Origin of the sequence: Phytomonospora endophytica, from assembly GCF_014202425.1 — a bacterium.
Classification (GTDB): Bacteria; Actinomycetota; Actinomycetes; order Mycobacteriales; family Micromonosporaceae; genus Phytomonospora; species Phytomonospora endophytica.
Map to the genome: position 1 here is coordinate 14,407 of NZ_JACHGT010000027.1, position 17,862 is coordinate 32,268.

The 17,862-nt window shown below is 70.9% G+C and carries 23 protein-coding genes; 14 read left to right on the top strand and 9 right to left on the bottom strand.

Going from position 1 to position 17,862, the window contains the following annotated elements; translation table 11 throughout:
- Positions 1-439 precede the first annotated feature (439 nt).
- Positions 440-1,387 (bottom strand): DMT family transporter, encoded by a 948-nt coding sequence (locus HNR73_RS38145; protein ID WP_184792963.1) that lies wholly within the window; start codon positions 1,385-1,387, stop codon positions 440-442.
- Positions 1,388-1,484: 97 nt separating this feature from the next.
- Here HNR73_RS38145 and HNR73_RS38150 point away from each other — a divergent pair, with 97 nt between their 5' ends.
- Positions 1,485-2,051 (top strand): CGNR zinc finger domain-containing protein, encoded by a 567-nt coding sequence (locus tag HNR73_RS38150; protein WP_184792964.1) that lies wholly within the window; start codon positions 1,485-1,487, stop codon positions 2,049-2,051.
- A gap of 4 nt (positions 2,052-2,055) precedes the next feature.
- Here the strand turns inward: HNR73_RS38150 and HNR73_RS38155 are convergent, their stop codons facing one another.
- Together HNR73_RS38155 and HNR73_RS38160 are read right to left on the bottom strand one after the other, a co-directional pair.
- Positions 2,056-2,529, bottom strand: coding sequence for a MerR family transcriptional regulator (locus HNR73_RS38155; RefSeq protein ID WP_184792965.1), 474 nt, complete (start codon positions 2,527-2,529; stop codon positions 2,056-2,058).
- A 9-nt stretch (positions 2,530-2,538) separates the two neighbouring features.
- A complete protein-coding gene (locus tag HNR73_RS38160) occupies positions 2,539-3,402 on the bottom strand; it encodes an SDR family NAD(P)-dependent oxidoreductase (RefSeq protein ID WP_184792966.1) in 864 nt (287 codons plus the stop codon).
- A 192-nt stretch (positions 3,403-3,594) separates the two neighbouring features.
- Here HNR73_RS38160 and HNR73_RS38165 point away from each other — a divergent pair, with 192 nt between their 5' ends.
- From HNR73_RS38165 to rplI, 6 genes are all read left to right on the top strand, one after another.
- Positions 3,595-4,188: a TetR/AcrR family transcriptional regulator gene (locus HNR73_RS38165; protein ID WP_184792967.1), complete on the top strand. Its 594-nt coding sequence runs from the start codon at positions 3,595-3,597 to the stop codon at positions 4,186-4,188.
- Between the two features lie 9 nt (positions 4,189-4,197).
- Entirely contained in the window at positions 4,198-5,304 is a 1,107-nt protein-coding gene (locus HNR73_RS38170) for a hypothetical protein (RefSeq protein WP_184792968.1), read from the top strand.
- Between the two features lie 126 nt (positions 5,305-5,430).
- Positions 5,431-5,721 (top strand): 30S ribosomal protein S6, encoded by a 291-nt coding sequence (gene rpsF / locus HNR73_RS38175; protein ID WP_184793032.1) that lies wholly within the window; start codon positions 5,431-5,433, stop codon positions 5,719-5,721.
- Positions 5,722-5,780: 59 nt separating this feature from the next.
- On the top strand, positions 5,781-6,275 hold the full coding sequence (locus HNR73_RS38180) for a single-stranded DNA-binding protein (protein WP_184792969.1): 495 nt from the start codon (positions 5,781-5,783) through the stop codon (positions 6,273-6,275).
- A 39-nt stretch (positions 6,276-6,314) separates the two neighbouring features.
- Positions 6,315-6,554: a 30S ribosomal protein S18 gene (rpsR, locus tag HNR73_RS38185; RefSeq protein ID WP_184792970.1), complete on the top strand. Its 240-nt coding sequence runs from the start codon at positions 6,315-6,317 to the stop codon at positions 6,552-6,554.
- 10 nt (positions 6,555-6,564) lie between these two features.
- Positions 6,565-7,014: a 50S ribosomal protein L9 gene (rplI, locus tag HNR73_RS38190; protein ID WP_184792971.1), complete on the top strand. Its 450-nt coding sequence runs from the start codon at positions 6,565-6,567 to the stop codon at positions 7,012-7,014.
- A 53-nt stretch (positions 7,015-7,067) separates the two neighbouring features.
- Here rplI and HNR73_RS38195 read toward each other — a convergent pair whose 3' ends face one another.
- Positions 7,068-8,063 (bottom strand): winged helix DNA-binding domain-containing protein, encoded by a 996-nt coding sequence (locus HNR73_RS38195; RefSeq protein WP_239122390.1) that lies wholly within the window; start codon positions 8,061-8,063, stop codon positions 7,068-7,070.
- Between the two features lie 92 nt (positions 8,064-8,155).
- Between HNR73_RS38195 and HNR73_RS38200 the strand changes: the two genes are divergently transcribed.
- Positions 8,156-8,794 (top strand): LysE family translocator, encoded by a 639-nt coding sequence (locus HNR73_RS38200; protein ID WP_184792973.1) that lies wholly within the window; start codon positions 8,156-8,158, stop codon positions 8,792-8,794.
- A 56-nt stretch (positions 8,795-8,850) separates the two neighbouring features.
- Here the strand turns inward: HNR73_RS38200 and HNR73_RS38205 are convergent, their stop codons facing one another.
- A complete protein-coding gene (locus HNR73_RS38205; RefSeq protein WP_184792974.1) occupies positions 8,851-9,297 on the bottom strand; it encodes a hypothetical protein in 447 nt (148 codons plus the stop codon).
- Positions 9,298-9,597: 300 nt separating this feature from the next.
- Between HNR73_RS38205 and HNR73_RS38210 the strand changes: the two genes are divergently transcribed.
- Positions 9,598-10,410 carry a CPBP family intramembrane glutamic endopeptidase gene (locus HNR73_RS38210; protein WP_184792975.1) on the top strand — a complete coding sequence of 271 codons (813 nt, stop codon included), beginning with the start codon at positions 9,598-9,600 and terminating at the stop codon, positions 10,408-10,410.
- Positions 10,411-10,454: 44 nt separating this feature from the next.
- A complete protein-coding gene (locus HNR73_RS38215; protein WP_184792976.1) occupies positions 10,455-10,979 on the top strand; it encodes a hypothetical protein in 525 nt (174 codons plus the stop codon).
- Positions 10,980-11,021: 42 nt separating this feature from the next.
- Here the strand turns inward: HNR73_RS38215 and purD are convergent, their stop codons facing one another.
- Positions 11,022-12,254 (bottom strand): phosphoribosylamine--glycine ligase, encoded by a 1,233-nt coding sequence (gene purD, locus HNR73_RS38220; protein WP_184792977.1) that lies wholly within the window; start codon positions 12,252-12,254, stop codon positions 11,022-11,024.
- 4 nt (positions 12,255-12,258) lie between these two features.
- On the opposite strand from purD, the gene purB reads away from it, so the two are divergent.
- The gene (purB, locus tag HNR73_RS38225) at positions 12,259-13,746 is read left to right on the top strand and encodes an adenylosuccinate lyase (RefSeq protein ID WP_184792978.1); all 1,488 of its coding nucleotides are present in this window, start codon (positions 12,259-12,261) and stop codon (positions 13,744-13,746) included.
- Positions 13,747-13,799: 53 nt separating this feature from the next.
- The gene (locus HNR73_RS38230) at positions 13,800-14,207 is read left to right on the top strand and encodes a VOC family protein (protein ID WP_184792979.1); all 408 of its coding nucleotides are present in this window, start codon (positions 13,800-13,802) and stop codon (positions 14,205-14,207) included.
- Here the strand turns inward: HNR73_RS38230 and HNR73_RS38235 are convergent.
- Both HNR73_RS38235 and HNR73_RS38240 read right to left on the bottom strand, forming a co-directional pair.
- Positions 14,204-15,019, bottom strand: coding sequence for a hypothetical protein (locus HNR73_RS38235; RefSeq protein WP_184792980.1), 816 nt, complete (start codon positions 15,017-15,019; stop codon positions 14,204-14,206). The two genes, HNR73_RS38230 and HNR73_RS38235, sit on opposite strands and share 4 nt — an antisense overlap.
- Before the next feature lie 103 nt (positions 15,020-15,122).
- On the bottom strand, positions 15,123-16,289 hold the full coding sequence (locus HNR73_RS38240; RefSeq protein WP_184792981.1) for an FAD-dependent monooxygenase: 1,167 nt from the start codon (positions 16,287-16,289) through the stop codon (positions 15,123-15,125).
- Positions 16,290-16,380: 91 nt separating this feature from the next.
- Here HNR73_RS38240 and HNR73_RS38245 point away from each other — a divergent pair, with 91 nt between their 5' ends.
- Positions 16,381-16,596: a hypothetical protein gene (locus tag HNR73_RS38245; protein WP_184792982.1), complete on the top strand. Its 216-nt coding sequence runs from the start codon at positions 16,381-16,383 to the stop codon at positions 16,594-16,596.
- The gene (locus HNR73_RS38250; RefSeq protein WP_184792983.1) at positions 16,593-16,919 is read left to right on the top strand and encodes a type II toxin-antitoxin system PemK/MazF family toxin; all 327 of its coding nucleotides are present in this window, start codon (positions 16,593-16,595) and stop codon (positions 16,917-16,919) included. Before HNR73_RS38245 ends, HNR73_RS38250 begins: the two co-directional genes overlap by 4 nt.
- Here HNR73_RS38250 and HNR73_RS38255 read toward each other — a convergent pair.
- Positions 16,916-17,728, bottom strand: a complete 813-nt coding sequence (locus HNR73_RS38255; RefSeq protein ID WP_184792984.1) for a universal stress protein — start codon at positions 17,726-17,728, stop codon at positions 16,916-16,918. The two genes, HNR73_RS38250 and HNR73_RS38255, sit on opposite strands and share 4 nt — an antisense overlap.
- Positions 17,729-17,862 lie beyond the last annotated feature (134 nt).

Consider the following 17,862-nt stretch of genomic DNA (forward strand, 5'->3'; position numbering starts at 1 on the left):
GTGAACGTGGGTTCAGCTTCGCTTCGCCGACGGTGCCTGCTTGCCGGGCGCCTTTTCGGGCTGACGGAGCCGAGCGAGCGGTCCGCGGGCCGCGCTCGCATGCGCGGTCGCGGGTGCGAGTGCGCTCGCCTCGCTGACGTGGCCGAACCATGCTCGCCGTACTTGCGGCGGCCGCCGAAGGATGGTGAACGTGGGTTCAGCTTCGCTTCGCCGACGGTGCCTGCTTGCCGGGCGCCTTTTCGGGCTGACGGAGCCGAGCGAGCGGTCCGCGGGCCGCGCTCGCATGTGCGGCGCGTTCGCCGCACCCGCGGTGTTCGCCGGAGGATGGTGAACGTGGGTTCAGGTTCAGCCACCGCCGGTGTCGGGTGCGGTCGGTGCCCTCCCCGGAACGTCGGGCCCGTCAGGCGGCCGACGTGGTCCGCCACCGCCACCGCCACACTCAGCGAAGCGGGCTGAGTGCGGGTTCCGGTTCGGGCTCGGCCACCGCGACTCCCACCGTCTCGCGTCGCCGTACGCGGCGGGAGGCGATGGCGACGCCGGCGCCGGTGATGACGAGGCCGGCCCAGATGTAGACGTCGGTCGGCTGCCCCAGCAGTGGCCACGCCACGACCGCCGTGAGCGGCGGCACGAGCAGCATCATCCGGGCGGTGTCGGCGGCGGTGCGGTGCCGCAGCAGGAAGAACATCACGCCGAAGGCGAGCACCGAGTTCCCCAGTGCCAGCCAGGCCAGCGCGCCCAGGGACGGCATGGTCAACGGAATGGCCAGTCCGTCCTTGACGGCGGCGACCGGCGCGACCGCGAGCGCGGCGGCGGCCAGTTGCACGGCCGGTCCGGTGCGCAGATCCATCGTGACGCCGAAGCGTCGCTGGACGAGCGTTCCGGCCGCGAATCCGGCGGTGCCGATCAGCGCGAAGAGCACGCCGAGACCGAGGCCGGTGCCGTCGAGTTCGCCGGTGACCGCGACGGCGATGCCGACGAAGCCGAGGAGCGTACCGACCCATTGGAGCGGTGACAGTTTCTCTTTCAGTGCCAGCGTGCCGCCGAGGGCGATCATGACCGGGCTGGCGCCGCTGATCAGCGCGGCGAGTCCGGCCGACACGCCCGCGTCGAGCGCGAGGTAGGCGAAGCCGAACATCATCGCCTGCATGAGCAGGCCGGTGAGAACGAGTTGCGTCCAGGCCGCGCGTCCCCGGGGCCACGGTGCCTTCGTCGCGAGCGCGACGGCGGTGAGGATGGTGGCGGCGAGCGCGAAGCGCCAGAAGGTCAGGGCGAGGGGCGGGGCGGCGTCGACGCCGATCGGTCCGGCGATGAAGCCGCTGGTCCACAGCACGACGAAGACGCCCGACAGCAGCGGGACGAGCAGTGCCTTGCGTCGTGCCGGTGTCATACGGACCTCCGTGCGTCGGTAACGGCAGCATCCGTTACATCAGTGATCTCGACGCTAGTGCCACGGAAGTAACGGCACAAGGCGTTACCGTTGTGGCATGAGTAACGACAGCCGCCATCAGCTCTGCTACGTCGCCGGCTCGCCGTGGCTGAACCTGGTCGCGACCGTCGCCGACCGCCTCGGCCCCGACCCCGCCGAACGCCTCTCCGACACGGCCCGCCTCGCCGAGTGGCTCCACCACGAACTAGGCAGCGACCCGGCTCTCGACGTGACCGAGGCCGACCTCGCCCGCGCCCACCGCGTCCGCGCGGTCCTGCGCTCCCTCGCCGTCAGCACCCTCGAAGGCGTCCCGCCGGACCCCGAGGCCGTCGCCGCCGCCAACCGCGCGCTCTCCGCCTACCGCGCCGCCACCGTCTACGTCGAGGACGGCCGCCTGCGCCACACCCCGCCGCAGTCGGTCGACCAGGCGATGACCTGGGTGATCCGTCAGGCGATGGTGTCACTCGTCGGCGAAGAGGCGTCGCGCCTGCGGATGTGCGCCGAACCGGTGTGCGGCGGCATCTTCCTCGACCCGACCGGCCGCCGCCGCTGGTGCCCGAGCGGGCGCTGTGGAGTGAAGGCGCGCGTGCGTGCGCACCGGATGAAGCTCAAGGACGCCGTGTGAGGCGCTAGGCCACGTCGGGTCCGGTCGCACCGCCGTAGGTCGCGATCTTGTACTCGGTCGCGGTGAGCGAGAGGTTCAGCTCGCGGATGCGGCGGCGGATGAAGGCACGGTGCTCGACCAGCATCGCCAGCCGCTCCGGCTCGGTCGACGGGCCCGCGTCGACGAGCGCGACGTAGTGCTGGAGGTCGCGCATCGGCATGCCCGACAGACGCATACGCGTGAGGAACACCAGCCTGCGGACGGCCTCGGTGTCGTAGAGGCGGTGCCCCTGGGAGTCGCGGGGGACGTCGACGAGCCCGGCGCGTTCGTAGTACCGCAGGGTGTGCGGCGACGTGTCGAGGAGGTCGGCGACCTCGGCGATCGTCATGGGCTCGGAGACGGCGGCGGGATCGGTGAGGCGGTGGATGGCCTCGACCGACGGGAGGCCGTCGTCCCCGAGGGTGTCGAGCGCCCTGGTCATCAGATCGTCGGTGGCCATGGGGCCAGCCTAGATCGGCCGGACCGAGGCGGCGACGTCGTCGAAGTCGGCGGAGCGGGCCGTCTCGGCCCACCGCTCGACCTCGGCGAGGCCGCGCCGGTAGGAGCCCGCGATGCGGTCGACGGCCTCACGTCCGAGGGGAAGGCGCAGCGGGACCTCGTCGGCGTGCGCGAAGGAGACGATGATGTCGGCCGCGCGCTCCGGGTCGCCTTCCTGGCCGCCGTCGGCTCCGGCCATGTCGGCGCGGACTGCGGCGAGCGCGTCGCGGTAGGCGTCGGAGGGCTCGGTGAACTCCAGGACGTCGGCGGCGTTGAAGTCGGTGCGGAAACGGCTCGGCTCGACGATCATCACGCGGATCCCGAACGGCGCGACCTCGCCCGCGAGGGCCTCCGACCAGCCTTCGAGCGCGAACTTCGACGCCGAGTAGGCCGCGACGCCGGGGAAGGACATGCGTCCGCCCTGGCTGCTCATCTGCACGATCGTGCCGCCGCCCTGCGCGCGCATCGTGGGCAGCGCGGCCCGGACGAGGGCGGCCGGACCGAACAGGTGCAGGTCCATCAGCTCGCGCAGGGGCGCGTCGCCGACCTCCTCGACGGCGCCGACGACGGCACGGCCGGCGTTGTTGACGAGGACGTCGATGCTTCCGAAGCGGTCGAGGACGGTCGCGACGAGGCCGGGTGCGGCGCTCGCGTCGAGGACGTCGAAGGGGACGGCGAGGAAGCCGGTGTGGGCGGCGGTCAGGTCGGCGACGCTCTCAGGCCTGCGCACGGCCGCGACGACGCGGTCGCCGGACCGGAGCGCCGACTCGGCGAGCGCGCGGCCGAAGCCGCGGGAGGCGCCGGTGATGAGCCAGGTCTTCGCGTTGTTCGTCATGCCGGCGACGCTATGGCTTTGAGCGCGCTCGAACGCAAACCGAAGTGGCGGGGGTCACGGCGGCCATGTTTCACGTGAAACATCGCCGGATCGCGCGTGCGGGGGCCGTGCACCCCCTACCGTGGCCTAGACCTGGACTAGAGCCCGCTTCTAGAGATATTCTCTAGACCTGTCGATGAGAAGGTGATGCCAGTGCCGGTCAAACGCGGACAGGGCACCGTCGCGAGGCTGCTCGACGCGGCCCTCGCCGTGTACTCCCAACGCGGGCGCGACGGATTCACCCTCCAGGCCGTCCTCGACGCCAGCGGGGTCAGCGTCGGCAGCCTCTATCACCACTTCGGCAGCCTCGATGGGCTCGGCACCGCCCTCTACGACCGCTGCATGGACGACCTGATGACCCACCTCATCGACGGTCTCGACGGCTGCCGCACCGCCGAGGACGGCGTCCGCGCCATGGTCACCGTCTATCTGCGGTGGACCGCCGACGTCCCCACCAAGGCCCTGGTCCTGCACGCCGCCGCCTACCCGGGCAGCGCCCCCGGCGACGCCGAACGCGCCACGGGCGCCAACGCCCCCAAGGTCGGCGTCATCGGCAAGTGGTTCGCCCCGCACATCGCCTCCGGCGCGCTCGACCCGCTGCCCCCGTTCCTGCTGGAGACCCTCGTCCTCGGCCCGCCGCGCCTGGCCGCGCAGCGGTGGCTCGCCGGGGCACCCGGCTTCGACCTCGACGAGGCCGCCCGGCACCTTCCCGACCGCGTCTGGCGATCGGTCAAAGGCTCGACGTAGTAGGAGATCATGCGCACATCCCTCCTCGCGCTGTCCGCGGTCCTCGTCCTCGGCGCGTGCACGCCGCAGGCCGACCTCGTCTCGCCGCAGCCGATGTCCGACGACGAGGCCGCCGCCGTCCACGCCGGCATCGAGGCCTTCGGCGCGCTGCCCGCGCTGTCCTACGAGGGCGTCCAGAACAGCTTCTCCGGTGCGGGGAAGGACTGGACCGTCTCCTGGCAGGTCACCTCGGGCGCGACCGCCTACGGTCGGGCCGCCGGGGACGGCTTCGACATCGGGGTGATGTCGGTCGACGGCATGGTCTTCCTGCACGCCCCGGAGAAGTACTGGGCGCGGGAACCGTCGAGCGAGCTCGGCTCCAAGGGCATCGGCGACGCCTGGGCGCGCGTCTACGACCAGGGCGTGATCGACCCCGCGCGTTTCTTCACGCCCGCCGCCTACGCCGCCGCGCTCGGTGAGGCCATGGAGATCAACGGGGTCTTCGACCGGCCGCTCCCCCTCCCCGTGGACGTCGACGGGGTCCGTGCCCATGTCGTCGAGGTCGGCGAAGGGACGGTGCGGATCGGCGAGGACGGCTCGATCCTCGGCGTCGAGGACGTCGAGGTGGCCGGGATCGACGGTTCGGGCGTCGACTTCACCGGGGACGTCGCACCCATGGACCGCACCGGCGTCGAGCGGATGCGCGACGACGTGCTGGGCGCGGTCGGGCGCGTCGGCGAGGTCCGCTGGTTCGACAACATCTTCAGCGACGTCGACCAGGACACCGTCGACCTGTCCTGCGATCACCGCGGCACCTGCACGCTGAAGGTGAAGGTGACACTGGAGGTCGCGCCCGAGGAGAAGGGCGTGCGCTTCGCCTTCATGGTCGGCTTCGAGGCCAGGGCCTGGGTCGAAGAGGGCAACGAGGGCAAGTGCTCCCAGCTCAAGAAGGTCGCGGCCGGGAAGTCGGCGACCATGTCGTGCAAGGCGCGCGTGCGGCTCACCGACGGCGCCGACACCTGGATCAGCGGCGAGGGCTACGCCCAGCGCGTCTACGCGATCTACTACGGCGACGTCGCCGGCCTCACCGCCAAGGTCACCGACGAGGCCGCGCGGATCCTTGCTGACCTGCCGTAACACCCCGCGAACGGCTCGTGTACCTTTGTTGAGTTGCGCCGTGGGTTCCTCCCGTGCGCGCGACAACGCAGACCCTCCTGCCACGGACAGTCCGTGGCCGACGAGACCACAGGAGGTGGAGAAGTCTTGCGTCATTACGAGGTCATGGTGATCGTGGATCCCGATCTTGAGGAGCAGAAGGTCACTCCGACTCTGGACACGTACCTGAACGTGATCCGGACGTCCGGCGGGACCATCGAGAAGCTCGATATCTGGGGACGTCGTCGTCTCGCGTTCGAGATCAACAAGAAGAGCGAAGGCACCTACGCCGTCATCGACCTGCACGCCACGCCGGAGGCGGTCGCCGAGCTCAACCGTCAGATGCGACTCAACGAGTCGATCATGCGGACGAAGGTTCTTCGTCCCGAGATGCACTGACACACCCCACTGATAGACCTAATCTCACGCCGTAACGCGACCCATATCAAGGAGTGGTCATGGCAGGAGAAACCGTCATCACGGTCGTCGGGAACCTGACCGACGACCCCGAGCTTCGATTCACCCCGTCCGGTGCCGCCGTGGCGAAATTCCGGGTGGCCTCCACGCCGCGCTTCTTCGACAAGGAGAAGAACGCGTGGACCGACGGCGAACCGCTGTTCCTGAGCTGCAACGTGTGGCGTCAGGCCGCGGAGAACGTCGCGGAGTCCCTCACCAGGGGCACGCGCGTCATCGTGCAGGGCCGGTTGAAGCAGCGCTCGTACGAAACCCGCGAGGGTGAGAAGCGCACCGTGATGGAGCTGGAAGTCGAGGAGATCGGTCCGTCGCTGAAGTTCGCGTCCGCGAAGATTCAGCGCATGGGACGCGAAGGCGGCGGCGGTGGCGGCGGTGGCCGTTCCTCCGGCGGCGGTGGCGCCCCGATGGACGACCCCTGGGCGACCGCGACTCCGGCCGGTGCGTCGGCAGGCTCGTTCAACGACGAGCCCCCGTTCTAGACCCGCGCTCCTCAAGAACGTAAGAAAGGCACCAGAACCATGGCGAAGGCTCCGCCGATTCGCAAGCCCAAGAAGAAGGCGAACCCTCTCGACAAAGAGGGCATCACCTACGTGGACTACAAGGACACGGCCCTGCTGCGGAAGTTCATCTCCGACCGCGGCAAGATCCGTGCCCGCCGCGTCACCGGTGTGAGCGCCCAGCAGCAGCGTCAGATCGCCCGCGCGATCAAGAACGCTCGCGAGATGGCGCTCCTGCCGTACACCGCGACGACCCGCTAAGGAGGCGAACATGAAGATCATCCTCACTCAGGAGATTTCCAACCTCGGCTCCGCCGGCGACATCGTGGACGTGAAGCCCGGCTACGGCCGCAACTACCTGCTCCCGCAGGGCTTCGCGATCTCGTGGACCAAGGGTGCCGAGAAGCAGGTCGCCACGATCAAGCGCGCCCAGTCGGCCCGCGAGATCCGCAGCCTCGACCACGCCAACGAGGTCAAGACCCAGCTCGCCGCCGTTCAGGTTCGCCTGACCGCGCGCGCCGGCTCGGGCGGACGCCTCTTCGGTTCGGTCACCCCGGCCGAGATCGTCGACGCGGTCAAGGCCGCCGGCGGTCCCGCGCTCGACCGCCGCCGCATCGAGCTCACCAGCCCGATCAAGGCGCTCGGCCAGTACCAGGTCGCCGTCCGCCTCCACCCGGAGGTCACGGCCGGCTTCAAGCTGGACGTCAACGCGGCCAAGTAGTCGCGAGCACTTCAGGCGCGGCCCCGAGGGAAACCCTCGGGGCCGCGCCTTCGTCATGGGCTCTCCACCACGTGCGCCCTGCCTGGCGCGAACAGCGTCAGCACGCCCGCGGCCTCAGCGGCGACCGCCCGCGACTCCTCGGCGGTCAGCTTCCGGCTCGCCTCGACGGTCATCGTCGCCGACTCGGGCGTCTCACGGAAAGCCCAGGTCGCGGTCGGGAAACCGTCGACCAGGACGGTGTGCGGCAGGAAACGCACCGGGGCCGGGGTCTCCGGGTCGGCGATCTCGGCGCCCGGCAGATCGAACAGGGTCTCCCCGGCGACATCGGTGTACACGGTCAGGCCCATCCGGTCGACGACCTCCGCCAGCCGCGTCAGCCCCGACCACATCTGCAGCTCCCCGATCGTCGACGGTCCCGCCGCGGCGAGCCTGCGCCGGACCAGCCGCTCCGGCTCGGCGGCACCCGCGCGCCGCCCGAGCCACGTCTCCATCGTCATGTACACCGGATCGGCCACGACCGACCACGGCTCACGCGGCGGCACCGCGACCAGCCCGGTCAGGCAGCCCGCGGCCCGCGCGAGACGTTCGGGCGCGCGCTCGCCCCAGCCGACCTGGGCGCCGTGCGCGGCGAGCGCCTCGCCGAGGGCGGTGGGGGTGAGGGGGCCGTCGCGGTCGAGGAGGGCGCGAGCGGTCGCGGCGAGTTCACGCGGGTCGAGGCCGGCGATGTCGCGGGGCATGGCCGCGCGCATGCGGCGTTCGCGTCCGGGGGCGACGGTGTGGCGCAGCCAGGCGCAGTCGGCGGCGCTGAGGATCTGCTCGTGGGCGTCGGTGAGGCCGATGCGGACGACGGCGCCGTCGGCGAGGAGGCGGGAGGTCTCGGTGGGCCGGTAGGCGGTGAGTCGTGACCACAGGCCGAGGTGGAGCTCGTGCGGGGTGGCGGCGGGCAGGGCGGTGAGGCGTTCGAGGGCGTCGGGCAGGTTGAGGCGGTGGCGTTCGAGGAGCAGGGAGCGGGCGAGCCTGGTCCGGTTGAGCGCGCGGTCGGCGATCATGGGCACGTCCCCATCTTGTCTGCTGGGAACGCGTGTCCCGGTGAGGCGAGGCCGGAGTCACAATGAACCCTCGTTTCCCGAAAGGTCCCCTCATGCCTTCGCTCAGTCACCTCGCGGGTTTCGCCGCGATGGCCTTCGTCCTCATCGCCGTGCCCGGTCCGAGTGTGCTGTTCGTGATCGGCCGTGCCCTGGCGCACGGCCGGCGTACGGCGTTGCTGACCGTCGCGGGCAACACCGTGGGGGCCTTCGTCCAGGTCACGGCGGTGGCGTTCGGGGTGGGCGCGATCGTGGCGAAATCGACGGTGGTGTTCACCGTCCTGAAGCTCGCCGGTGCGGCCTACCTGGTCTATCTGGGCGTGGTCGCCTGGCGGCGGCGGCGTGATCTGCACGCCGTGTACGAGGCGGCCGGGGAGGCGAGGTCGGCGTTGCGGACGGCGCGTGACGGTTTCGTCGTGGGCGTGACCAACCCGAAGGCGGCGGTGTTCTTCGCCGCCGTGCTGCCGCAGTTCGTGCAGCGTGAGGCCGGTGGCGTGCCGGTGCAGATGGTAGTACTGGGGTCGCTGTTCTGCGTGCTGGCGTGCGTCATGGACGGTGCGTGGGGGCTGGCCGCGGCCGCGGCGCGGCAGTGGTTCGGGCGCTCGGAGCGCCGGATGGCGATGATCGGCGGGACCGGGGGCCTGGCGATGATCGGGCTCGGTGTGACCGTCGCGGTCACCGGCCGCAGGGACTAGGCGCGAAGACCGCCCGGGCGTGATGCCCGGGCGGTCCGTCCCCGTTGTCTCAGGCCCTACTCCTCGAATCCGAAGCCGATGCCCGGGCAGGCCGTGTCGATCGCGGTGGAACCCTCGACGTAGGCGTCGAAGACGTCCTGCGGCGGGTTCTGGACCGCGTCGTAGTCAGGGCCGTTCTCGCCGACGGCCGTGACGGACTCGCCCAGCGCGACGTCCTTGAACTCGGCGCCGTGCTCGGCCATCCACGCGTACATGGTGTCGAGCTTGTCCTGGGGAAGATCGTCGAAGGTCAGGCCTTCGGTGAGACCGGTCTTGTCGGTCTGCTTCTCCAGGTCCTTGCACGTGAGGACGCCCGGCTTCTTCTCTTCCGCGGGGGAGGACCCGCTGCCCGACGTGTTGTCGTTCCCGGCGTTGTCGGCGCTCCCGCCGCAGCCCGCGAGCCCGAAGGCGAACAGACCGGCGGCGGCGACGGACAGCATGGTGCGTTTTGCGAGGAGTTTCATTTGTTTCCTTGATCGGTCGTGTGGGGCGAATGCACCCTACTGGTCCGGGTCAAGGGCCTTTGCGGGGGAAACTGCGGGTATCGAGCGATTCTCCCAGCGTGAACGAGGCGGGACGAGGGTGACTCGACGTAGTTGTTGATCACTGAAAGTGACCTCCTTCGTCCGGGTTCGTCCACATCGGATGATCACTCGTCGTGCCGTTCGTGTCGCGTCGGCCCTCGTGGCGTCCAGACCTCCGGGGTGCTCGACCTCGGGGGTTTCCCGGATGCGCTTCGCCGTTCCGCTGCTTAAGTTTGAGACATGGTATCCCAAGTTTCGCAACCGTTGCGGAGGCTCACCGCCGACCGCTCCCCCGTGGGTTTCCTCCTCCTCGTCACGGCCATGTCGCTGCCGCTGTGGCTGCTCGGCGCACTCGTCGACACTCGCGAGTACCTGCCCATCAATCTCCCGATGAGCTCGCTCCAGGCCTTCTGCCCGCTGCTGGCCGCGGCGATCCTCGTCCGCCGTGAAGGCCCCGGTGCGGTCCGAAGGCTGCTCGCCTCCGCCTTCGCGGGTTTCCCGGGACGCTGGCTGGTGCCGGTCGTACTGTTCATGCCCGCCGTGTCCGTCGCGACCTACGCCGCCATGCGTCTCCTCGGCCGCCCGCTCCCCGAACCGGTCATCCCGCTCGGCGCGATCGCGATCTTCCTCGTCGTCTTCTTCCTCGGCGCGCTCGGCGAGGAGACCGGCTGGACGGGCTACTTCACCGACCCGGCCCGCGAGCGCTGGGGCGCGCTGCCGGCCGCCCTGCTCCTCGGCGTGTTCTGGGCGGCGTGGCACGTCGTCGGCTGGCTCGTGCTCGCCGGGCAGCCGGTGGGCTGGACGGTCGCCAAATGCGTGCTCGCCGTCGGCCTTCGGGTGATCATGATGTGGATTCACGTCGGCACCGGCAGCGTCCTCGCCGCCGTCGGCTTCCACACGATGGTCAACGTCGCCGAGTTCGCCTTCCCGAACTTCGGCGACCGCTACGACCCCGCCCTCGCCGCCGTGTTCGTCACGGTCGCCGCGATCGCCGTCGGCTTCCGTCTACTGAAGACTTCGGCGGAAACGGCTTCGCCGATGGCCTCTCGGTGATCCACTGGCTTCGATCCATTGGTACGTATGTCAAGGGGGAAGGCATGCAACTCAGCAAACGGGCGGGAGCGCTGATCGCGACCGCGGTCCTCTCCGCCGTCGTGCCCATCACGACGGCGGGACCGGCGGCGGCCATCGAGGTCGACTGCCGGGAGGCGACGTCCATCGACGTGGTGATCCCGGGCGAGACCGAGGTCGTCCGCCTCGAATCCCAGGTCTGCCGCGACGTCCACGGCGACGAGATCCGCGGCAAGGGCTGGCTGCGCTGGAGCAACCCGCTGACCGATGAACCACGCTTCCACCACGTCCGTCTCCAGGTCAACACCGAGAAGGACATGGGCACCACCCCGCCCGGTCAGCCCGACGTCGACACCGTCCTCACCTTGTGCGAGGTCAACGCGACCGAGCTGGTCAACACCGAGGCCAGCGGCGAGGTCTCCTGCATCAGTCCCTGGTACGACTACGGAGCGAAGTCCGGGTACTCCGCCGACGGCCAGGTCGACTACGACGTGCGCCATAACGGCGTGGGTCTGCAGACCTGGTGGCTGTGGGGTCCGAGCAACACCTAGGCGGGAAACCGTCGCCTCCCGCGCGGGAGGCGACGGTGACTCCTAGCCCAGCGAGGCCTTGAGCGCGATGTCGGTCCGGTACCGCGAGCCTTCGAGGCCGACACCGCCGACGAGCCCGTAGGCCGCCGACCGGGCCGCGGCCAGGTCGGCTCCGGCGGCCGTGCAGCACAGCACCCGCCCGCCCGCCGAGACCAGGGCGCCCGACTCGTCGCGCGCGGTGCCCGCGTGCAGGACACCCGGAACGCCGTCGGCGCCGGTGATGACGCGGCCGGTCACGGGCGTGCCGGGGTAGTTCTCCGAGGCGATGACGACGGTGACCGCGTTGCCCTCGCGCCACTTCAGCGCCGGGACCGCGGCCAGCTCACCGCGCGCGGCCGCCCACAGCAGCGAGCCCAGCGGCGTCTCCAGCAGCGACAGCACCGCCTGGATCTCCGGGTCGCCGAAACGGCAGTTGAACTCGATGACGCGCGGGCCGTCGGCCGTCAGCGCCAGACCGCAGTAGAGGACCCCGACGAAGGGGTTTCCCCGAGCGGCCATCTCGGCGAGGGTCGGTTCGGCGACCGTCCGCATGATCGTGCCGACGAGGTCGTCGCCGGCCCACGGCAGAGGTGTGTAGGCGCCCATCCCACCGGTGTTGGGGCCTTCGTCGTCGTCGCCGACGCGCTTGAAGTCCTGCGCGGGCAACAGCGGGACGGCCGTGGTGCCGTCGGTGACCACGAAGAGGGAGACTTCGGGGCCGTCGAGGAACTCCTCGATGACGACCCGCTCGCACGCGGCCGCGTGCGCCAGCGCCTCCTCACGCGACGAGGTCACCACGACGCCCTTGCCGGCGGCGAGACCGTCGTCCTTGACGACGTAGGGCGGGCCGAACTCGTCGAGCGCCGCCGCGGCCTCCTCCGGCGTCGAACAGGCGTGGGCGCGCGCGGTCGGCACACCCGCGTCCGACATGACCCGCTTGGCGAACTCCTTCGAGCCTTCCAGCGCGGCCGCGGCCCGCGACGGCCCGAAGACCGCGATGCCCTTGGCGCGCACGGCGTCGGCGGCACCCGCCACCAGCGGCGCCTCCGGCCCGATCACCACCAGGTCGGCGCCCGACTCGACGGCCAGCGCGGCGATCGCGTCGTTGTCGGTGATGTCGACCGGCACGCAGCGCGCCACCTCGGCCATCCCGGGGTTTCCCGGCGCGCAGATCAGTTCGGTCACGGACGGGTCGGCGGCGAGGGCGAGCGCGAGGGCGTGCTCCCGGCCCCCGGTGCCGATCAGGAGAGTACGCACGCCGATGAGGTTACGGGTCACGTCCCGACCCGGCCCCACCAGCACCGCCCCGGTGGGATGCGAGGATGGGCGCGTGATCCCGAACGTGCTCGCCGCTCGCTACGCCTCCGCCGAGATGACCTCGCTGTGGGACCCGTCCGCCAAGATCCGCGCCGAACGGCGCCTGTGGCTGGCCGTCCTCAAAGCGCAGGCCGACCTGGGCGTCGACGTGCCCGAAGGCGTCGTGGGCGCCTACGAGGCCGTCCTCGACGACGTCGACCTCGACTCGATCGCCGCGCGCGAGCGCGTCACGCGCCACGACGTGAAGGCGCGCATCGAGGAGTTCAGCGCGCTCGCCGGGCACGAGCACATCCACAAGGGCATGACCAGTCGCGACCTGACCGAGAACGTCGAGCAGCTCCAGGTCCGCGACTCGCTGGCCCTGGTCCGCGACCGGATCGTGGCGACCCTGGCGCGGCTGGCCGCGCGGGCTGTGGAGTACACCGACCTGGCCATGGTCGGGCGGTCGCACAACGTCCCTGCGCAGGCCACGACCCTCGGGAAGCGTTTCGCGTCGGCCGCCGAGGAGCTGCTGATCGCCTACGAGCGCGTCACCGACCTCCTCGCGCGCTACCCGCTGCGCGGCATCAAGGGCCCGGTCGGCACCAGCGCCGACCAGCTCGACCTCCTCGACGGTGACGCCGACCGGCTCGCGAGCCTTGAGGAGCGCGTCGCCGCGCACCTCGGTTTCACGCGCGTGTTCGACAGCGTCGGGCAGGTCTACCCGCGCTCCCTCGACTTCGACGTGGTCTCCTCGCTCGTGCAGGCCGTGGCCGCGCCCTCGTCGCTGTCGCTGACGATCCGGCTGATGGCCGGCGCCGAGCTGGCCACCGAGGGCTTCAAGCCCGGGCAGGTCGGGTCCTCGGCGATGCCGCACAAGATGAACACGCGTTCCACCGAGCGCGTCAACGGCCTCGCGGTGATTCTGCGGGGTTACGCGTCGATGGTCGGCGAGCTCGCCGGGGACCAGTGGAACGAGGGCGACGTGTCGTGCTCGGTGGTGCGCAGGGTCGCGCTGCCCGACGCGTTCTTCGCCGCCGACGGTCTGTTCGGGACCTTCCTGACGGTGCTGAACGAGTTCGGGGCCTTCCCCGCGGTCATCGATCGGGAGATCGAGCGGTACTTCCCGTTCCTGGCGACGACGAAGATCCTCCTCGCGGCGGTCCGCAGGGGCGTCGGCCGCGAGCAGGCGCACGAGATCATCAAGGACAGCGCGGTCGCGGCCGCCCTGGCCATGCGTGAACAGGGGTCGGCGGGCAACGACATGCTCGACCGCGTCGCCGCCGACGGTCGTCTGGGTCTGTCGCGGGAGGACCTCGACGCGCTCATCGCCGCGCCACTGGAGTTCACGGGCGCGGCGGGGGCGCAGGTCGCGTCGGTCGCCGCGCGGGTCGCGAAGGTCGTCGCCGAGCACCCGGATGCCGCGGCCTACCGCCCGGGCGCGATCCTCTAGTCCGGTCACGAACGGAGAAGCGCGAGCGGTTTCCCGGCCGTAGTGTCGACGGCATGGACATCAGGCTTTCGCACTGCTTCATAGCCGTCGACGACCACGACAAGGCGATCGCGTTCTACCGCGACGCCCTCGGCCTCGAAGTGCGCAACGACGTTTCCTTCGAGGGCATGCGCTGGGTGTCGGTGGTGTCGCCCGAGCAGCCCGATCTGGAGATCGTGCTGGAACCGCCCTCGGCCGACCCGAACGCCTCGCCGGAGGACGTGAAGGCTCTGGAGGAGCTGCTCGCGAAGGGCATGATGCGCGGTGCCATCTTCACCACGGGCGACCTCGACGGGCTGTTCGAGCGGGTCTCGGCTTCGGGCGCGGAGGTGATCCAGGAGCCGATGGATCAGCCTTTCGGGGTACGCGACTGCGCGTTCCGGGACCCGGCGGGGAATTTGCTGCGGTTCAACCAGGGCTAGGGCGTGAGCAGCGGGAACACCTCGTTGATCGTGTCGACGGAGACGCCCCGGAGCACCTCGACGGGGACCGCCGCGGTCTGGACCTCGAACTCGGCGGTCATGAGCATGTTCCCGTCGAGGACCTGAACGAGGGTCCGCCTGCTCGCCTGGTCGTCGGTGGCGTCGAAGACCAGGGCGGGCAGTTCGAGGCCGTCGCTGGGAAGGGTCGTGGAGAACAGGCCGGAGTTCGTCTCGAAGTCCTGGGCGGCGCGGCTCGCCTCGTCGAAGATCTGGACCCGGAGGCTGAACTCCCCGGTCGTGCCCTTGTCGTAGTACTCGTCGGTGTTCGACAGCGTCACGCGGCACTCGAACCCGTCGGAGTCGCCGTAGTCGCTGGTGGTGTCGTCCGTCCGCTCGACCGAGAGGACGTACCCGATGCGCAGGGTGTCGGCGTGCTGGCAGAGTCCGCCGCCGCCGATCGTCCCGGCGCCGTAGGTGGCGTTGGCCGGGGCCGCGGGCGGCACCTGCGCCGCGTAGGCCTGGGGGTAACCCGGTTCTCCGGCCGTCATCTCGTCGACGACCTCGTCGCCGCCGAGGAAGGCGTACCAGCCCCCGAATCCGCCGAGGCAGCAGACGGCGAGGACTCCCGCGACGATCCCGACGATCAGGCCGGTGTGCTTCTTCTTCGGCGGGATCGGGCGCGGGCCCATGCCGGGTGGGGGCGGCATTCCCGGAGGGCCGACCATGCCGGGCGGGAAACCCGCCGGTCCCGGACCGTGTCCCGGCGGCGGGACGTGGTGGCCGGGCTGCTGCGGCGGCAGGGGGTGGGACATGCTCGCTCCTTCGACGGCGGCGCCCGCGGTAACGAAGAGCCGGGCGTCGGAGAGAGTATGCGGGGTGGAGGCCGCGAGAACCTTTACTCGATCTTGAGCGGTGTCAGCCGCCCGCGCTCAGGACCGGCTCGTGGGACTTCCCGACGAGCGCGGTGCTGAACAGCCTGTTCACGCCCGGCACGACCATCGCGCGCATCGCCATCCGCCGCGCGAACAGCCGTCCCCGGCTGTGGGGCAGGAACCAGTCGATGCCCTGCCGCCCTTTGCGCTGCCGTTCGCTCGTGACCGGCATCCACCGGCGCTCGAAGGCGGTGAGCGCCTCGCCGATCGGTTCGGTGCGCAGTAGCCCGGCGAGCACGTACGCGCCCGCGATCCCGAGTGACGCGCCCTGCCCGGCGAGCAGGGACACGGCGTAGGCGGCGTCGCCGAGGAGCACGACGCGGTCGCGGTGCCATGTCCCCATCTCCACCTGGGCGACGAGGTCGTAGTAGATCCCGGCCGGTTCCGGCAGCCCGGCGAGCGCGTTCGGGACGACCCAGCCCAGGTCACCGTAGGTTTCCCGCAGGATCGGGCGCGGGTCGCCGGGGAGTTCCGTCGAGGTCTCGCGGTGGACGCTGAACACGGCGACGCGCCCGTCGCGCAGGCCGTAGAGGCCCATCATGCGGTCGACGCTGTCGGTGAGCGCGAACCGCTGCCCGACGGTCTCACGCACCTTCGGGTCGTCGAAGATCCAGGCCGCGGTGTGCAGGCCGAGTGGGCGCAGGAAACCCTCCGGTGGCCCGAAGACCAGCGCGCGGGTGCGGGAGTGGACACCGTCGGCGCCGACGAGCAGGTCGGCCTCGACGCGCGAGCCGTCGGTGAGGGTCGCGGTGACCCCGTCGGGCCGGTTGTCGATCCCGGCGATGCCGACGCCGTAGCGCGGCTGCTCGTCGAGGGTCTCCCGCAGCGCCAGTTCCAGATCGGGACGCATGATGCTGAGCAGGTCCCCGTCGATGCCCTGCTGGAAGGCGGCGTAGCCGAGCCCGGCGCGGCGTTCGCCGTCGCGGTCGAAGTAGGCGACTTCGTCAACCTGCCCCGCGAGTTCCCACAGGCGCGGTTCGAGGCCGGTCTCGCGGGCGGCGGTGTAGCCGGGCCCGAAGAAGTCGATCATGTAGCCCTGGGGGCGCGGTCCGGGTGCCTTCTCGACGAGGACCACCTCCCAGCCGAGGTCGCGGAGACGCGCGGTGACGGCGAGGCCGGTGATGCCGGCGCCGATGACGACTGCTTTCACGAGGGGTCTCCTCAAGGTTAGGCAGGCCGCGTGCGGCGGAGGTGTGCGAGTTGTTGTGACGATCGATATGCGCTTGGGTATGATCGATCGTATGACGAGATTGACACTCGCGGTACCGGATGAGCTCGCCGCGCAGATCCGTGCCGCCGCGGACGGCAACGTGTCAGGGTGGCTCGCCGATGTGGCGCGTAAGGAGCTACTGCGCGAGGAGGCCGTTGCCGTCGCTGACTACGAGGCGCGGCGTGCGCGCCGCGACGCCGACGCCGAGGCCGCCTGGGAGTCCGAGCGCTTCGGGTACTCGGCGTGACGGTCAAGCGCGGCGGCGTCTACCGGCACGCCGCGTTCGATCGCCGGTTCGTCGTGGTGTCGACCGATCCGCTCAACGAGCACGGGACCGTCATCGTCGCCGAGATCGACGCCGAACCACCGGCGGGGATTCGGGGAATGCTCGCCGTTCGGCTCGGTGAGGACGACCCGGTGCCGGGGGCGATCCTCGCGTGGCGCGTCAACTGGCTGGCCGCCGAACGGCTCGGCGCGTACGACGGTCAGGTGTGCCGGGCGAGCATGGAGGCCCTGGACATGGCGCTGCGAACCGCGATGGACCTTTTAGGGCGAGGCCGTCCTGCCTAGCCCTCCTCGGGCCTGATCACGGCCACCGGACACGACGCGTACTGCACCGCCGCCTGGCTCACCGAGCCGAGCAGGAGGCCCTTGAAGCCGCCGCGCCCACGCGAGCCGACGGCGAGGAGGCACGCGCCCGCCGAGGCTTCGAGCAGCGCGTCGGGCGCCTTCCGCTCGCTGTAGCGGATGTCCAGCGCGACCTCGGGAAACCTCGCCGCGAAACCGCCGAGGGACTCGGCGAGCAGATGCCTCTCGTAGTCGCCGACCTCGCCGTCGGCGCCGTGCACCGCCACCAGCGGCACGTCGCGCGCGGCGGCCTCGGCGAAGGCGAAACCGACGGCGGCCTCCGAGGCGGCCGACCCGTCGACACCGACGACGACCGGCCCGTCGGGCGCCGGGGCCTCCCGCACGATCACCACCGGGCAGGGGGCGTAGGACGCGGCCTGCGCCCCGACCGACCCGAGCAGCAGCCGCCCGAACCCGCCCAGTCCGCGCGAGCCGACCACGAGCAGCCCGGCGGTGCGCCCGGCGTCGAGCAGGACCGCGCCCGCCGCGCCCGTGATGAGACCTGTGGTGACGATCACTCCGGGGGCCGCCGCCAGTGCCGCCTCGGCGGCGTCCCGCAGCCAGCCCTCGGCCTGCTGCCGCAGTCCCGCCGTGCCTCCCGGGACCCGCATGATGGGCCAGATGAAGGCGTGCACGATCCGCAGCTCGCGCTCGTGCCACGCCGCCTCCTTCGCGGCGAAGTCCACCGCGAGCAGCGAGCACTCCGATCCGTCGAAGCCGACGACGACCGGACCCTGAAGACTCAGTGACATACCGCCCCCTCGACCCCAACACGACAAGTCGCTCAGGCGGGGACGACCCCCGCAAGCCACGTACCTCTGAGTATGTCGCAGGCGACATTCCCTGAAGGCGCTTCCACGGACGGGGGTCTGGACGTGGACGATCA

Coding starts and splice junctions, on each gene's coding strand:
- HNR73_RS38145 (WP_184792963.1), bottom strand. CDS start 1,387: ATGACACCGGCACGACGCAAGGCACTGCTCGTCCCGCTGCTGTCGGGC.
- HNR73_RS38150 (WP_184792964.1), top strand. CDS start 1,485: ATGAGTAACGACAGCCGCCATCAGCTCTGCTACGTCGCCGGCTCGCCG.
- HNR73_RS38155 (WP_184792965.1), bottom strand. CDS start 2,529: ATGGCCACCGACGATCTGATGACCAGGGCGCTCGACACCCTCGGGGAC.
- HNR73_RS38160 (WP_184792966.1), bottom strand. CDS start 3,402: ATGACGAACAACGCGAAGACCTGGCTCATCACCGGCGCCTCCCGCGGC.
- HNR73_RS38170 (WP_184792968.1), top strand. CDS start 4,198: ATGCGCACATCCCTCCTCGCGCTGTCCGCGGTCCTCGTCCTCGGCGCG.
- HNR73_RS38180 (WP_184792969.1), top strand. CDS start 5,781: ATGGCAGGAGAAACCGTCATCACGGTCGTCGGGAACCTGACCGACGAC.
- rpsR (WP_184792970.1), top strand. CDS start 6,315: ATGGCGAAGGCTCCGCCGATTCGCAAGCCCAAGAAGAAGGCGAACCCT.
- rplI (WP_184792971.1), top strand. CDS start 6,565: ATGAAGATCATCCTCACTCAGGAGATTTCCAACCTCGGCTCCGCCGGC.
- HNR73_RS38195 (WP_239122390.1), bottom strand. CDS start 8,063: ATGATCGCCGACCGCGCGCTCAACCGGACCAGGCTCGCCCGCTCCCTG.
- HNR73_RS38200 (WP_184792973.1), top strand. CDS start 8,156: ATGCCTTCGCTCAGTCACCTCGCGGGTTTCGCCGCGATGGCCTTCGTC.
- HNR73_RS38205 (WP_184792974.1), bottom strand. CDS start 9,297: ATGAAACTCCTCGCAAAACGCACCATGCTGTCCGTCGCCGCCGCCGGT.
- HNR73_RS38210 (WP_184792975.1), top strand. CDS start 9,598: ATGGTATCCCAAGTTTCGCAACCGTTGCGGAGGCTCACCGCCGACCGC.
- HNR73_RS38215 (WP_184792976.1), top strand. CDS start 10,455: ATGCAACTCAGCAAACGGGCGGGAGCGCTGATCGCGACCGCGGTCCTC.
- purB (WP_184792978.1), top strand. CDS start 12,259: ATGAGGTTACGGGTCACGTCCCGACCCGGCCCCACCAGCACCGCCCCG.
- HNR73_RS38230 (WP_184792979.1), top strand. CDS start 13,800: ATGGACATCAGGCTTTCGCACTGCTTCATAGCCGTCGACGACCACGAC.
- HNR73_RS38235 (WP_184792980.1), bottom strand. CDS start 15,019: ATGTCCCACCCCCTGCCGCCGCAGCAGCCCGGCCACCACGTCCCGCCG.
- HNR73_RS38245 (WP_184792982.1), top strand. CDS start 16,381: ATGACGAGATTGACACTCGCGGTACCGGATGAGCTCGCCGCGCAGATC.
- HNR73_RS38255 (WP_184792984.1), bottom strand. CDS start 17,728: ATGTCACTGAGTCTTCAGGGTCCGGTCGTCGTCGGCTTCGACGGATCG.